At 63.7% G+C, this 15005-nt stretch carries 12 protein-coding genes; 1 reads left to right on the top strand and 11 read right to left on the bottom strand.

Going from position 1 to position 15005, the window contains the following annotated elements; all coding sequences use genetic code 11:
* Nucleotides 1–13 precede the first annotated feature (13 nt).
* From kduI to N687_RS0118055, 9 genes are all read right to left on the bottom strand, one after another.
* Nucleotides 14–844, bottom strand: coding sequence for a 5-dehydro-4-deoxy-D-glucuronate isomerase (gene kduI / locus N687_RS0118095; RefSeq protein ID WP_029423202.1), 831 nt, complete (start codon nt 842–844; stop codon nt 14–16).
* 91 nt (nt 845–935) lie between these two features.
* A complete protein-coding gene (locus tag N687_RS0118090; protein ID WP_029423201.1) occupies nt 936–2219 on the bottom strand; it encodes a Gfo/Idh/MocA family protein in 1284 nt (427 codons plus the stop codon).
* A 2-nt stretch (nt 2220–2221) separates the two neighbouring features.
* The gene (locus N687_RS0118085) at nt 2222–3397 is read right to left on the bottom strand and encodes a glycoside hydrolase family 88/105 protein (protein WP_081841549.1); all 1176 of its coding nucleotides are present in this window, start codon (nt 3395–3397) and stop codon (nt 2222–2224) included.
* Nucleotides 3300–4271 (bottom strand): response regulator transcription factor, encoded by a 972-nt coding sequence (locus tag N687_RS0118080; RefSeq protein WP_029423199.1) that lies wholly within the window; start codon nt 4269–4271, stop codon nt 3300–3302. The genes N687_RS0118085 and N687_RS0118080 overlap by 98 nt, the downstream gene beginning before the upstream one ends.
* A gap of 1 nt (nt 4272) precedes the next feature.
* Nucleotides 4273–6057, bottom strand: coding sequence for a sensor histidine kinase (locus N687_RS0118075; protein WP_029423198.1), 1785 nt, complete (start codon nt 6055–6057; stop codon nt 4273–4275).
* Nucleotides 6058–6106: 49 nt separating this feature from the next.
* A complete protein-coding gene (locus tag N687_RS0118070) occupies nt 6107–6943 on the bottom strand; it encodes a carbohydrate ABC transporter permease (RefSeq protein ID WP_035462484.1) in 837 nt (278 codons plus the stop codon).
* Between the two features lie 2 nt (nt 6944–6945).
* Complete coding sequence (locus tag N687_RS0118065; RefSeq protein ID WP_051663433.1) at nt 6946–7890, bottom strand: carbohydrate ABC transporter permease; 945 nt, start codon at nt 7888–7890, stop codon at nt 6946–6948.
* 20 nt (nt 7891–7910) lie between these two features.
* On the bottom strand, nt 7911–9221 hold the full coding sequence (locus N687_RS0118060) for an ABC transporter substrate-binding protein (RefSeq protein ID WP_029423195.1): 1311 nt from the start codon (nt 9219–9221) through the stop codon (nt 7911–7913).
* A gap of 79 nt (nt 9222–9300) precedes the next feature.
* Complete coding sequence (locus N687_RS0118055; protein WP_029423194.1) at nt 9301–10617, bottom strand: ABC transporter substrate-binding protein; 1317 nt, start codon at nt 10615–10617, stop codon at nt 9301–9303.
* A gap of 226 nt (nt 10618–10843) precedes the next feature.
* Here N687_RS0118055 and N687_RS24095 point away from each other — a divergent pair, with 226 nt between their 5' ends.
* On the top strand, nt 10844–10981 hold the full coding sequence (locus tag N687_RS24095; RefSeq protein ID WP_156040210.1) for a hypothetical protein: 138 nt from the start codon (nt 10844–10846) through the stop codon (nt 10979–10981).
* Here the strand turns inward: N687_RS24095 and N687_RS0118045 are convergent.
* Nucleotides 10951–11766 carry a hypothetical protein gene (locus tag N687_RS0118045; RefSeq protein ID WP_029423193.1) on the bottom strand — a complete coding sequence of 272 codons (816 nt, stop codon included), beginning with the start codon at nt 11764–11766 and terminating at the stop codon, nt 10951–10953. The genes N687_RS24095 and N687_RS0118045 overlap by 31 nt on opposite strands.
* Nucleotides 11766–14867, bottom strand: a complete 3102-nt coding sequence (locus N687_RS0118040; protein WP_051663432.1) for a DEAD/DEAH box helicase — start codon at nt 14865–14867, stop codon at nt 11766–11768. Before N687_RS0118040 ends, N687_RS0118045 begins: the two co-directional genes overlap by 1 nt.
* Nucleotides 14868–15005 lie beyond the last annotated feature (138 nt).

Raw genomic sequence — 15005 nt, 5'->3', positions numbered from 1 at the left:
AGTGCTCACCCCCTCACCGCAAGTCTCCCATGCCGACGGGGTCCATGTCCTTGAACGTGTAATTCTCTCCGGCCATGGCCCAGATGAACGTGTAGGAGCTCGTCCCGACGCCGGAGTGAATCGACCAGCTCGGCGAGATCACCGCTTCCTCGTTGGCGACCACCAGGTGGCGCGTCTCCCCTGGTTCGCCGAAGAAGTGGAAGACGCGCGCGGCGGGATCGAGATCGAAATAGAGGTAGACCTCCGAGCGCCGGTCGTGCACGTGGGCCGGCATGGTGTTCCACAGGTTGTTCGGCGCCAGCTCCGTCATGCCGAGCATCAGCTGACAGCTCTGGACGCCATTCGCATGGATGAACCGGTACAGGGTGCGGCGGTTGGACTGGTCGTCCGAGCCGAGTTTCTCGAACTCCGCATCCTGCGGGCCGGTCTTGCGGGTCGGGTACGCCTGGTGCGCCGGCGCGGATACCAGGTAGAAACGGGCCGGCTGGGCGACATCCACGCTGGCAAAGGAGAGCGTCCGCTTCCCCAGGCCCACGTACAGGCACTCGCGCCGGGCCAACTCGTACACCTCGCCGTCCACCGTGACCGTTCCCGGCCCGCCGATGTTGACGATGCCGATCTCGCGCCGCTCCAGGAGGTACTCGGTGTGCAGTTCGGGCACCTGGCTCAACGCGACCGGGGCGTCCACCGGCACCACGCCGCCGATGAGCATGCGATCGTGGTGGGTGTACACCCACTTCACCTCCCCCGGCTGGAACAGGCCCTGCACCAGGAACTCGGCGCGCATGCGCTCCGTGGAAAACTGCGCGATATCTCGCGGATGAATCGGGTGTCGGATCTCCATGTGATCTCTCCTCCTCGAATGGGTGACGGTTTCGGCTCGCCCGGCCGGGGACGGCCGCATGACCTCACCGTGGCCGCTCCCGGCTGTCGCATCACAGCCCGAGCAGGTCAGCGATGGCGATCGGCCGGTGCTCCTGCGCCGAACGCCACACCGCTTCGCCCGTGGCCACCGCGTACGCTCCGTCCCGGCTGCCCGAGAGAATGGGATACGGGCGATGGGGATCGACGCCCATGAACAGATCCTCCTGAAGCACCGGATCGCCCCCGCCGTGGCCCCCTTCGCGCTGTACCACGTGGAGGGTCTCCTTGGACCCGAACAGCGGGAAGTAGTCGATGGTCTGCACCGGCGTCGGGAAGGGCACGCGCGAGGGGGCGTGGTACTCCATCGTCTCGATGCGCCCTTTCGTGCCGTTGATGGCGAGGCGATACCCTTCATACGGCAGGGAGAAGTTGATGGAATAGGACAACAGCGCCCCCTGGTCGTAGCGCACCGTGGCCGTGTACGTGTCCTCGATGCGGATCTCCGAATCGAAGATGCACATGTCGGCCCGGTAGCCGGTGTAGGCTTGGTCAATGGGCACGCCTTTGATGGCGCCGATGTGATCGTCCCGCACCGCCCCCTGTTGGCTGCGCGTGTGCCAGCGGGTGTAGTACGCGCAGCGGTCGCGCACGTCGCACGTCCCGCAGAAGCGGCCGTCCCGGCGCTCCGGATTGTGCTCGGAATCGGGGCCATAGTAGTTGAGCGCCCCAAAGGCGAACACCTCGACCGGCCGCTGGTCGATCCACCACTGCACGAGATCGAAGTGATGGGAGCTCTTGTGGATGGACAGACCGCCGGAGAACTCGCGCATCCGGTTCCACCGTTGGAAATAGCTCGATCCGTGGTAGGTGTCGATGTACCAGTTGAGGTCCACCGACGTCACGCGCCCGATGCGGCCCTCCAGGACCATCTCCTTGATCTTCCTGTGGATAGGCGCGTACCGGTAGTTGAACGTCACCACCACTTGGCCGCGGCTCTTCTGTTCGGCGTCCAGGATGCGCCGGCAGTCAGCCGCCGTGGTCGCCATCGGCTTTTCGGTGACCACGTCGAGGTCGCGGGCCAGAGCCTTCACAATGTACTCCGCATGGGTGCAGTCCCGGCCTGTCACGAGGATCACGTCCGGCTTGACCTCGTCCACCATCCGGTCGAACTCGTCCGGTGCATACCCCGGCACATCGCGCAGGCTCGGAAAACGGTCCTTGCAGATCGCCACGCGCCTCGGGTCGGCGTCGAGCAGGCCCACCACCTCCGCGTAACTCGGAAACACTTGGATCATCGGCCCGATGAACATGCTCATCGCCCGGTTGCTCACTCCGCAGACCGCCCAACGCTTCATGGTCATCCCTCCCAGCGCACCAGCGTGCGCCCGTCCTCTTCGGAGAACGCGACGGGCTCCGGATCGATCCCGCCGCCCAACGCCACCTCCAGCCCGGCCAAGAGGAACGCAGCCACCGCCTTCGGTTCGTCCTCGACGACCCGTTCACCGACGTAATACGCGTACGAGCCGTCCCGGTATGGCTTGCCGCCGAGGCCTGCCACCGCGTTGCAGTGCATCAGGTGCGGCCGCCCGTCCCCGTCCAGGCGCAGGTGATGCGCCACGAGCCCGTCAAACGCCCGCTCGGCGACGCCGGTGAACCCGCGCGAGAGATAGCCGCGACGCACGCCCTTCGCCAGGGCGTAGGCGAACATGGCGCTGCAGGAAGACTCCAGGTAGTTGCCCGGGTGGCCTGCCTTGTCGAGCACCTGATACCACAACCCGGTCGCCTCGTCCTGGACGGCCGCCACCGCGTGCATCAGCCGTTCGAAGACGCCCACCAGTTGGCCGCGGTGCGGGTGGTTGACCGGCAGAAAGTCGAGCACGTCGACCACCGCCATCGCGAACCACCCGATGGCGCGGCCCCAGAACTCGGGCGAGCGTCCTGTCGCCGGATTCGCCCACCGCTGCTCCCGGGTCTCGTCCCAGCCGTGATACAACAGGCCGGTGTTGGGATCGCGGGTGACCTGCTCCAGCAGGAGCAGGTGCTCCGCGGCCGTGTCGAACCAGGCCGGGCGCGCGAACGTGTAGGCGTATTCGGCCAGAAACGGCGCGGCCATATACCCGCCGTCGAGCCACATCTGATACGGGTAGATCTTCTTGTGCCAAAACCCGCCGGCCTGGGTCCGGGGCTGCCCTTCCAATTGCATGCGCAGCCGCTCGGCCGCCCGGCGATACCGCGCATCGCCCGTCTCCGCGTACAGCCGGAAGAGCAGCTTGCCCTCGTTGATCTGATCGAGGTTGTATTCCTCCAGCACATAGGTGCGGATGCGCCCGTCCGCATCCACCAGCCCGTCCACCACCTCACGGACGAATGCCAGGTACTCGGTCCGCCCCGTCCGGCGGCCGATCTCTCGTACCGCCCGCAACACGCAACCGCTCTCATAGTTCCACGACGCGTGCAGCGCATCGCTCCACGCGAACGCTCGCTGTGCGCAGGCGTCCGCCATGCGGAGGATTCCGGTCGCCTCCCGGTTCATGCTCGTCCTCGCCCCCTTCTTGGCCGCCGCACCCTTCCTCGGCGACGCGAATGCGTTTCTTGAAGCCGGAGGGCGTGTCCCCCGTGTACTTCTTGAACACCTGGCTGAAATACTGCGTGTGATCCGCGAAGCCCACCCGCTCGGCCACCTCGGCGACCGTCAGGTCGGGATCGGCTCGCCAGAGATCCTGGGCCCGCTGGATGCGCGTCATCGTCAAGAAATCGGAGAAGCGCAACCCCGTGCGTTCCCGGAACAGGCGCCCCAAATAATCCGGACTGACGAAGAACTGATGGCGGGCTAAATGGGTCAAATTGATGCACGGATCAGCCAGGTGCTTTTGCACATACGCCACCACGCGTTCCACCAGCCCTTGCCGTTCCGAACGCTCCGCATCCTCTTCCGCCTCGGACGCGGCAGGTTCGAGTTCGGACAGACGCGCCTTGGCCCGTGCCAGCTCCGCTTCCAGGTCCATCACCCGAGCCTGCTGCGCCCGGCGGTGATCGAGCTCGTCGACGAGCGTGTCCAAAACCCGCCCGATCTCCTCTTCGTTGCACGGTTTGAGCAGGTAATGGCGGACCCCCAGTTCCATCGCGCGCCTCGCTAGGTGGAACTCCTCGTAACCCGACAGGACGGCGAACACCACATGATGGAACTCCTCGCGGACCCGCGCCATCAATTCAAGCCCGCCCATCCCTGGCATTTTGATGTCGCAGATCAGAATGTCGGGCGGGTCCTCGGCGATTCGCTGATATGCGGTCAATCCGTTATCTGCCGTACCCACCAGCCGCGTGCGATGGGCTGACCACGGGACCAGAGCGGCGATGGCTTGCAGCACAATCGGTTCGTCGTCCACCAACAACACCCGATACACCATCTCACCCCTCCGTTGGAGAAGCCTTTCCGGCGCTGTACCCGGACGGGTCGGCCACAGAGCAAGGCAGGCGCAGCGTGATGGCCGTCCCCTCCCCCGGTTGCGCACGCACCGTCAAACCGTACGCCTCGCCGTAACGCGACTGCAATCGCTGGTGAATGTTGCGCAGGCCGATCTTGCCCGTCTTTCCCTCGCCCGACAGGGCCCGCTGCACCGCTTCACCGTCCATCCCCGGCCCGTCGTCTGCCACCGTGATGGCCACCGCTTCCTCCTCCCGTCTCCCCCGGATGCGGATGTGGAACGTCCCCACCACCTGTTCCAGGCCGTGTTTGATGGCGTTTTCAACCAGCGGCTGCAGCGTGAGCTTCGGGATCTCGCAGTCCAGCAGCTCATACTCCACTCGGATGTCGCACTGCAACCGGCTGCCGAATCGCACCGTCTGGATGGTCAGGTAGTGCTCCACCAGCGCCAGCTCCTCGCGCAGCGGGATGACCGGCCGCTCGCGGTCCATCAGGCTCCGGAACATCGCCCCGAGCGCCTCCACCATGCGAGAGATGGTGTTCTGGCGGTTGATCTTGGCCAGCCAGTTGATGGAGTTCAGGGTGTTGTACAGGAAGTGCGGATTGATCTGCGCCTGCAGCGCCTGGAACTCGGCCTCCTTCACCAACAGCTTCTGCACGTAGTTCTCCTCCACCAATTGGTCGATCCGCTTCAACATCCGGTGAAAGTTCACATACAACTGCCCGATCTCATCGCGGCCGCGCGGCTCCGCCTCTCCGTCCGGACTCGCGAGGGGCCAATCCCCTGCCTGCACCAGTTTCATCTGCGCGGTCAGTTCCTCGAGCGGCCGGGTCAACCGCGCCGCCAGGTTCCGGATGAGCCACAGGGACAGGAGGCACAGGAGGAAGTCCGCCGCGATGCAGGCGGCCTTGACTTTCCACAGGCTGCTGAACATGGCGTCGTACGGAATCAGGGTGTAATACTCGAATCCCTGGTAGCCCGTCCGGAGTCGCGTGACGAACACCCGCCCCCGCGGGGTATTGAGGATGCTCCATGTCTTCACCCGCTCGGACAGCCTCGGGTACATCGCCAAGACTTCGGGGCTCGACGCGAACACCGCTTCGCCCGCCTTGGTGATGAGCACGTCTTTCCCGTCCGACAAGTCGATGTAGGTGCGGACCAATCGGTCCACTTCCACCTTCATCGTCAACAGGCCGATGGGCCGCAGGCTCAGGCTGTTCTTGTCGCGGATCTCGCGGGCGGACAGCAGCGCCGCATCCGGGTTGTCCGTACGCAGGAGCCACACGTGGCCGCCTTTGGCGTCCCGGATCTGCGCCAGCTCCGCCGGCTTCAGTTCCAACACCGAGCCGTCGTTGCCCACCGTGAAGTGGGTCCCGTCGTCGCTCTGCAGGTCGATGTAGCCGAGACACTGGTTATCCTGGAGGAGTGTGATGAGCTGCTTAAACAGGGCGTCTCGGCGCATGAACGTGTCGAAACCCGCCGGGTGATCCGCGATCTGCACGAGGGCCGCCTGCACCGAATCGTCCGCCATGATTTGAAATGAAAAATCCTCCACGCGCCTCAGTTCGCTGTTGATGATGGACGAACCGACGTTCAGTTCGCCGCTGGCCTCCGTGTACAGCTTGGCGTTGCCAAACCAGGTGACCGCCTCCACCAACGCGACCCCAATCAGCGTATACACCACCAAGAGCGACGAAAACGCGAGAACCATCTTGTTCCGAATCTTGAGATCGCGGTACCGAACGCACAGGCGCCAAAGCGCTTTCAACCGGGAAGCCCCCTTCACGCGGCCACAGGCCGGCCGCCTTCGTGGACGCTTACCCTTTCAACCCGCCCGTGGTGATTCCCTCCACCACGTAGCGTTGGAAGATGAAAAACACCACCAATACCGGGATCAGGCTCGCGACCGACATGGCGAACATGGCACCCCAGTTGGACACCGCGTCCGGGTCGGAGAACATCTTGATGGCCAGCGACACCGTGTACTTCTTCGGGTCCTGCAGGTAGATCAACGGCCCGATGAACTCCTCCCACCGCCAATAGAAGCTGAAGATGGCGCAGGTGACCATCGCCGGAACAATCATCGGAACCAGGATGCGCACGAACGCCGAGAACCGGGTGCACCCGTCGATGAGCGCGGCCTCCTCCAAATCGCGCGGGATGCTTCGGATGAACTGCATGATGAGAAAGACGAAGAACGGCGTACCGAAGAACGTCGGCAGGATCAGCGGCAGATAGGTGTTCAGGAAACCCATCTTGTTGAACATGATGTACTGCGGGATCATCACAATCTCCGGCGGCAGCATCATCGTCAGCATCATGCAGACGAACCAGAATTTCCGCCCGAAAAAGCGGATGCGGGCGAATCCGTACGCAATCAGGGTCGAGGACAGCACGCTCCCGATGGTGCTGATGATGACGACAATCAGCGAGTTTTTGAAAAACGTAGAAAACGAGATGCCCGCAAATCCCTTCCATCCCTCGGGATAGTTCTGCCACTGCGGGTTGTGCGGAATGAGAGAAGAAGCGGTTGAGAACACCTCTGTCCCGTTCTTCAAGGAGCTGCTGATCATCCACAGCACGGGATAGATCATCGCCAACGACACGAGACTGACCAGGATGTAGTGGATTGTTTTCGCCGAACGGCTCCCCATCGTCATTCACTCTCCGACTCGTAGTGCACCCAGTACGACGAGCTCCGGAATATGAGCGCCGTGCACAAGGCGATGACGGCGAGCAGCACCCAGGCCATGGCGGATGCGTACCCCATCTTGAAAAACTCGAACGCATTGCGGAACAGATACAGCACGTACAGAAGCGTGCCGTCCAGCGGATCGCCGTGGCCGTTGGAGATGATGTAGCTCGGCGTGAAGGCGAGGAAAGCCTGGATCACCTGCATAACCACGTTGAACAGGATGACCGGAGTCAACATCGGCAGGGTGATGCGCACAAACTTCTGCCACGCGTTGGCCCCGTCGACGCCGGCGGCCTCGTACAGCTCGCGCGGGATGTTCTTCAGCCCGGCGAGGAAGATCAACATGGGCGACCCGAACTGCCAGCCTGCCAGTAACACCAGGGTCCACAGGGCCAGATGCGGATCGCCCAACCAAGGCAGCGGATGCAGGCCCACCGCCGTCAACAGCGCGTTGATGGCCCCTTTGTCGCTGAACAGCTGCTTCCACATCACCGACACGGCGACACTTCCGCCAATGAGGGAGGGAACGTATAAAACCGTACGAAAGAATCCCGCTCCCGCGGTGATGCGGTCCAACAGCATAGCGATGAGCAGCGCGCAGACCAAGCGGACCGGCACCGCAGTGAATACGTATTGGACCGTCACGCGCACCGACTGCCAGTATTTGTCGTCCTGCGTGAACATCTGCCGGAAGTTGTCCATCCCAACCCAATGCGGGGAACCCAGCATGTTGTAGTCTGTGAAGGACAGATACAACGACGCCAGGGTCGGGAACAGGGTCAAGCCGATGAACCCGATCACGAAGGGCAGGATGAACAGGTACCCGGTCAAGTTGTCGTTCTTCCTTCGGCGAGGACGCACTCGGGGCGCCGGTGCGGCGATGGTGTCGGTCTTCGTGGCAAGCATGCGTTCTCTCACCCCCCCTGTCACTTCAGCAGGGATTCGGTCTTGCTCCGGAATTCCTTCGCCCCCGCCTCCGGAGACTCTTTGCCGAACAACACCTTCTGTTCGACGTCCTTCATCACCTGGCTGATCTGGGCATACTTGGGCGGGCTGTCGGGATCAATCGGGCTGCTGTGTTTCGTCACGTAGCTGATGTAATCGACCGTCTCCTGGTCAATCGGCGACAGGTCCGGTTTCAACTGTTCCTGGATGTCCGAGGAGACGGGCAACCCCCGTTCCGTCTTGAGGATTTTGGCCGCATCCAGGTTGTTGATGAAGAAGTTGATGAAATCGGCCGCCTGCTCCTTGTGTTTCGAGGTCTTGCTGATGGACAGGAACTGGGACGCCTTCAAGTACATCCCCTGATCCTGCCCCGGTCCGGGCAACGGAGCGAGTTTGAGCGGCACCTTGCCGTTGTTGCTCAAGACCGTCAACTGGTTGGACCAGTGCAGATCGAAGGCGGCCTTCTGCTGGGCGATCGGCTCCTGTTCCAGCCCCTGTATCTGCTGAATCTTGTCGATGGTCGGCGCCGCGCCGTCCTGGATGAGTTTCAGGCTGATCTTCCAAAAGTCGGCCAACGTCTGATCCTCGTAGGCGTACCCTTTCTGGTCCGGCGTGAACAGGTGCTGGCCGTGGGCGCGGATGTAATACTCTGGCAGCGTGACCGAGTCGTTGAACACCAGCGTCCGGGCGCCGTAGATGCCGAGCTTTTGATGCACCGTCTCCGCCATGTGGATGAAATCGTCCCACGTCCAGTCCGGCTTCGGATCGCTCAGGCCCGCCTTGTGCAGCAGGTCGGGATTGTACAGGACCGCGAGCGCGTTTTCGGCAATCGGGATCCCATACAGGTGGCCGTTCACATATCCCTCGTTCACAAGATTCTTGTCCACTTTCGTGACATCGATGGTGTGGGCATCCGTGTACGGCTCCAGGTTTTCCAGCAGGCCTTGGGTGGTGAACTGCGTGATCATCGGCCCGTAGTTCATCTGCATGATGTCCGGCAGATTGTTGCCGGCCGCCTCCGTCGTCAACTTCTGCTGATACCCGGAGTACCCTGTGAACTCGGGTTGAATCTTCACATTCGGATGCAGCTTTTCATACAAATCGATGACCTGCTGCGTGAGGGTCGCGCGGGTCTGGTCTCCCCACCACGAAAATCGGAGCGTGATTGTGTCTCCGCCTTGAGTGGATGCACCGCCGCCCGCGTCGTTTTGCGACGTGCCCGCGCCGCCGCATCCCGTGGCCACCAGCATCGTCATCGCCAGCGGTAACAACCAAGCCGCCGTCCGCCTCATAAGGCATCCCCCCGTAGTGTTCCATACCAGCCCAGCCGAAGCCTTGGGGCCCGACCGGGCTGGTCCTGCTGCTCTGCGCTTACTTCAACAGCGCCTCCGCCTTCTGGCGGAACTCCTTGGCGCCCTGCTCCGGCGTCTCCTTGCCGAACAAGACCTTCTGGTCCACGTCCTTCAAGGTCTGGTTGATCTGCGAGTACTTGGGCGGGCTGTCGGGATCAATCGGGCTGCTGTGCTTCGACACATAATCGATGTAGTCGAACGTCTCCTGATCCAACGGCGACAGGGACGGCTTCAGCTGGTCCCGGATGTCCGATGAGACCGGCACACCGCGTTCCGTCTTCAGGATCTTGGCGGCGTCCAAGTTGTTGATGAAGAAGTTGATGAAATCGGCCGCCTCCGCCTTGTGTTGGGACGTCTTGCTGATGGAGAAGAACATCGACGGCTTCAGGTACATGCCCTTGTCCGCGTCCGGGCCCGGCAGCGGCGCGAGTTTCAGCGGGAGCTTGCCGTTGCCCGACAGTGCTGTCAACTGATTCGACCAGCGCAGGTCAAAGGCCGCCTTCTGCTGCGCCAACGGCTCCTGCTCCAGCCCCTGAATCTGCTGAATCTTGTCGATGGTCGGCGCGGCACCGTCCTTGATCAGCTTGAGGTTGATCTGCCAGTAATCGGCGAGCGTCTGGTCGTCGTAGCCGAGCGCTTTCTGATCTTGGGAGAACAGGTGCTGGCCGTGCTGGCGGATGTAGTACTCAGGCGTGAACGTGTAATCCAGGGTGCGCGCGCCGTAGATGCCGAGCTTTTGGTGCACCGTCTCCGCCATCTGAATGAAGTCGTCCCAGGTCCAATCGGGCTTGGGATCGCTCAGGCCGGCCTTCTGCAGCAGATCCGGGTTGTACAGGACGGCGAGCGCGTTTTCCGCCAACGGGATGCCGAGTTGCTGGCCGTTGATGACGCCGGTGCCGAGCAGCTGCGGATCGATTTTGCTGACGTCAATCTGTTTGCTGTCGATGTACGATTTCAGGTCGTCCAACAGGCCCTGGGAGGAGAACTGGGAGATCATCGGTCCGTAGTTCATCTGCATGACGTCCGGCAGGTTATTGCCGGCCGCCTCCGTTGTCAGCTTCTGCTGATACCCGGAGTAACCGGTGAACTCGGGTTGAATCTTGATGTTCGGATGGGATTTTTCATAGAGATCGATGACTTGCTGCGTAAGATTCGCGCGGGTTTGGTCCCCCCACCAGGAGATGCGCAGCGTGATGGTCTGGCCGTTGCTCCCTTGCCCGCCTGCGCCGTTGTTGGCCGCGTTCTGTCCGGTACCGCCGCTGCTTCCGCCGCCGCATCCGGTGACCGCCACCAGTGCCACCGCGGCCGGGACGAGCCACTGAGCCGCCCGTTTCATCGTCCGAAACCCCCTTCTTCCTCTTCACGCGGATGAAACCGCTTGCAGGATGTCTGTATTATAGAAAGCGGCCTGTACCGGCCGGAATCGAAAAATCCGAAGGGTGATGTTTAAAAATCCGATAGTTTTTCAATTGCAACGTTTCCCGGGGGCGCTGCGTCTATATGGATGAACGGACGCCCTGGTGCCCAGGGCGGAGAGGGTTCGGAACTGAGGTGTGACCCAGATGGGGGTTGGATTCATCATCACGGTTGGCCTGCTGAGCGTCGTCCTGGGGCTCTTCGCCAGGCAGGCGCTGTCGGGCATTGATGCACCGCCGGAACCTGAGGCGCATCAGGATGCCCCCCACACCCACGCCATGTAATCTCTCTGCAGCGCTTCCACCCGCGCGGCATCCCACCGGACCGTGAACGGAATGGCCGCACGGGCCGGCGGCCCGCCTGGCGTCGTGACGGAAGGGATCTGCACCCAAGACGCCTCCATACGCCACAATGGATCCTGGCCTGCCGTGCAGCTCGCGGCCGCCGCGGACGGCGCAGCGTCGCCCGCCTGCGCAACGGTGCCCAGTGTCGTCTGCGGGTCTCCTGCATCCGCGAGCCGTTCGGCGGTGCGCGCATGCACTCGGTCGAACAGCAACTCCGGACAGACCCCCACGTAGAGCAGGGCGCGCTCGGGCTGCATCTGCACATCTTGGGCGATGGAGTGCGCCAATCCGGCGACATGCGGACACAGTTCGGTGGCCCGGCAGGAGCACTCAGCGCCGGCCGCCATACGGGCAGCCGCGTCCGCGTCCGGCAGCAGGAGCCGCCCGGCGTCCGCCACGTGGCGCAAGAATGCCTCCTCCCACCTCCCCATCCACAAGGCGGCCAACCAATCGGGTCGCTGGGCGAACCACTCCGCCGCCTCGTCCAAATGCGGTGGCCACCAATCTGGGCAGGGCAAGGTCACCGACTCGCCCGCGCCCAGTCCGGCACCTGTGCCCGGACCCGGTGCTTGCACGATGGCGTAAATGTGCCCCTCACGCACGGTCACGCTCGTCACCAGACTGTGCCGCGCCGCGGAACGCGGACGCCGCTGCCCTGTCGGATCGCACCGTTCCAACAGGTGATGCCACCCCCACGTGCCGCCAAGTTTCGACGAGCGCGCCATCAGTCATCCATCTCCCCCACGGCCGCCTCCACATCCAACATGAACAGGCGCCGCAGCGTCTCGTCATCCAATTCCGTCAACCATCCTTCTCCCGTCCCAGCCACGACCTGCGTCAGGGCGCGCTTGTGCGCAATCATCTGGTCGATCCGCTCCTCCAGCGTTCCCGGACAGATGAGCCGGTGGACTTGGACATCCTTCGTCTGCCCGATGCGGAACGCGCGATCCGTCGCCTGATCCTCCACCGCCGGGTTCCACCAACGGTCGTAGTGAAACACGTGGTTGGCACGGGTGAGGTTGAGCCCTGTGCCACCCGCCTTGAGCGACAGGACGAAGACCGGCGCGGGATCCACCCCGTCCTGAAACCGGGCGACCAACTCCCCCCGTTTGGCTGCGCTGAGTCTCCCGTGCAGAAAGGGTGGACACCAACCGAACCGGCCCTGGAGCGCAGCGACCAACAGTTCGCCCATCTCGCGGAACTGGGTGAACACCAAGGCGGCTTCTCCCTTTGCGACCACTTCTTCGATCCGCTGCAACAACAGCGTCAACTTTCCCGATCGGCCAGGCGTCCCCTTCCCTCCGGCGACCAGCGCCGGGTGATCGCACACCTGTTTGAGCCGGGTGAGCGCGGTGAGAATTTGCCCGCGGCGCCCGATGGAACCTGGTCTTCCGAGTCCCTGGAACAGGTCGTGGACGATCCGTTGGTACAAGGCGGCCTGTTCCGGCGTCAGGGCTGCGTAGGCGGCGACCTCCCACTTCTCGGGCAGCTCCCGGCGGATGACAGGGTCCGCCTTGCTCCGGCGCAGCAGGATCGGCTGCAACAGCGTCCGCAGCCGCCGGGCCTTGGAGCCGCCCGGGGCCCGTGCCACCGGATCAGCGAAGGCGCGGTGGAACCAGCGGGCGCTCCCGAGGTATCCCGGATTGACCAACTGGACGATGGACCACAGTTCCTCGAGCCGGTTCTCCACCGGCGTCCCGGTCAAAGCCACCCACTGCCGCACGTGCAGGCGGCGCAAGGTACGTGCTTGATGTGTGTCCGGATTCTTGATCGCCTGCGCCTCATCGGCGATCGCGACATCCCACTGGATGGCCTGCAGAACGTCCGCATCGCGCACCGCCGTTCCGTACGTGGTGATGATGACGTCGCACTTCCGGAGGGCCGTCGCCAGCCGCGGCGTCCCGTCCGCCTGCGTCTGATGCCGGCCGCTGCCGTGGTGGATGTGGACGCGCAGATTGGGGACGAACCTCGCCATCTCCTGCCGCCAATTGGCGAGCAGAGACGTCGGACAGACCAACAGGTGAGGACCCTGGGCTTGACCTGTCTCCTTCAGATACAACAGATAGGCCAGTATCTGCACGGTCTTGCCGAGTCCCATATCATCGGCGAGCACCCCACCCAGCCCCAGCCGACGCAGATGCGCCAACCACGCATACCCGATTTGCTGATAACCCCGCAACTGTCCCCGGAAGCCGTTCGGGGCCGGCAGAGGGCTGGGGTGGCAAGCCGTGCGCAGCGCGTCGACGAATTGCGCCAGATCGGCGGCGGACGGGTCAAAGGAAATCTCGACCGGAATCGTCTCGTGTTCAGGCGCCTGCGCCCACAGCCACAGCCTCGCCAAGGCGGACAACGACCGCTCTTCCTGCGGCGGACTGACCATCTCGAGGCGATCGAGGATATCCCGCAACGGGACCAGGCACCACCCGGTGTCCGTCTGGAGCAACGGGGTCCCCTGTTCCACCATGCGCGCGAAGGCCTCCGGCGTCACAGTGGCGTCTCCGACGGCGAGGGTCCAGTCGAACTCGGCCAGGTGCGCCAGATCGAACCAGGGGCGTCCGGTGTCCGCGGGGTGCTGCGGAGACCGGCGCGGGCGACGGCGGACCTGCACCTGGAGGCGGATGTCTCCGCCTCCCACCCGCTTCAAAGCGGGCAGCCGAACGGAGAAGCCCTGCGCCTCCAACGCGGCCGCGTACACCGTGAAAAAGTCGTACACATCCTGCACCGGCACGCGGCACTGGCTCGGGGCCGGCGCCTGCAGGGCCTGCCGCAGGGCGGGCCACACCTCTGCCGCCTGGTAGAGTTGCGGGAGCATCCATCGGTCCGGGCGATGCAGCCGTTCCCCACCGATCCACCAGTCTCGGCGCGGTTCGCGCCACCACGACGCCAGCGGCGCCCGTACGCCCGGGCGGCGCCGATGCGTGATCCAAAAGCGCACGGTCCAATCGTGGCCGACCCCGTTCGGCGGTTCCAAGGCCAACTCCAACCGGTAACGCTCTGCACCGCTGGTATCCGCCCACCGTTCCGGCGTCCATCCGGTGCCTGCGAACCAACGCCGCAAGACCCGCCACATCAACCATCCGTCGGCCTGGAACAGCGCTGCGTCCGAAGCCAGCGCCCGGGCGAACGCCTCCATCAGTTCCGATTCGCCCCGATAAGGAATGCGAAAAGGGGCGGGTGGGTCTTGCGGGATCACACCGCCTGGGGACAGCTCCTGGCGGAAGAAGTGATCGACGCATCGACAGAGCCAGGTATCGCACAATCGGCGGGCATTCTCATCCCCGGACGCAGCGGCTGACGGCGCCCACCACCGTTCCGCCTGGGAAAGCAGGACCATTCTGCGATCCGCCAGTTCCTCCCGTGTCCATGCAGGCATCCAGGCGGCTGCAAACGCGCCCGCGCCCGACGGCCACTCCGCGTATCCCAGGTCCCCCGCCTGAGCGAGACGGCCCATGAGATCCCAGACGCCCGTACCAGGCAGGTCCACAGGGGCTGCAAACGGGAGCACGTCCTGGCTTCGCACGATCTCGAGCGCCAACCCGGCCGCCCATCCGTACACGGCGAGGTCGTCCGCCAGCGGCCAGGGCGCGTCTGGCAAGCGGGAAACAAGCTGAAGAAAGTCCTCGCCGCTGAGCACCACGCCGTCCGCTTCGGCCCGTAAACATTGAGGATTCAGATGCCTGAGACACCAGCGTCTGACCCACTCCACGGGGGAATGGCCTCCGGATTCCCCAGCCAGCCACAGCCGGACCTCTCCATCCTGCCACCAGGCTTCGCCTGGCGTCAGCCGCCCGTGCAATCGAACCGGTTGTGTCTCGTCAGCCCGCATCTCTGTCCCCTCGAACTGTCCAAGCCCCATGGACGGTATTCATGAATGGACCGTATTCGTTATATTATATCAAGTTCCGGTCATCGGCGGGGTTCGACCGCTGTACTCCAAAACGGCGTGGCGAGGCTGCCGTATGGC

This window comes from Alicyclobacillus macrosporangiidus CPP55, from assembly GCF_000702485.1.
GTDB lineage: Bacteria > Bacillota > Bacilli > Alicyclobacillales > Alicyclobacillaceae > Alicyclobacillus_H > Alicyclobacillus_H macrosporangiidus_B.
The sequence above is the reverse complement of the archived record's forward strand: the minus strand, read 5'-3'. Positions and strand labels throughout refer to the sequence as shown.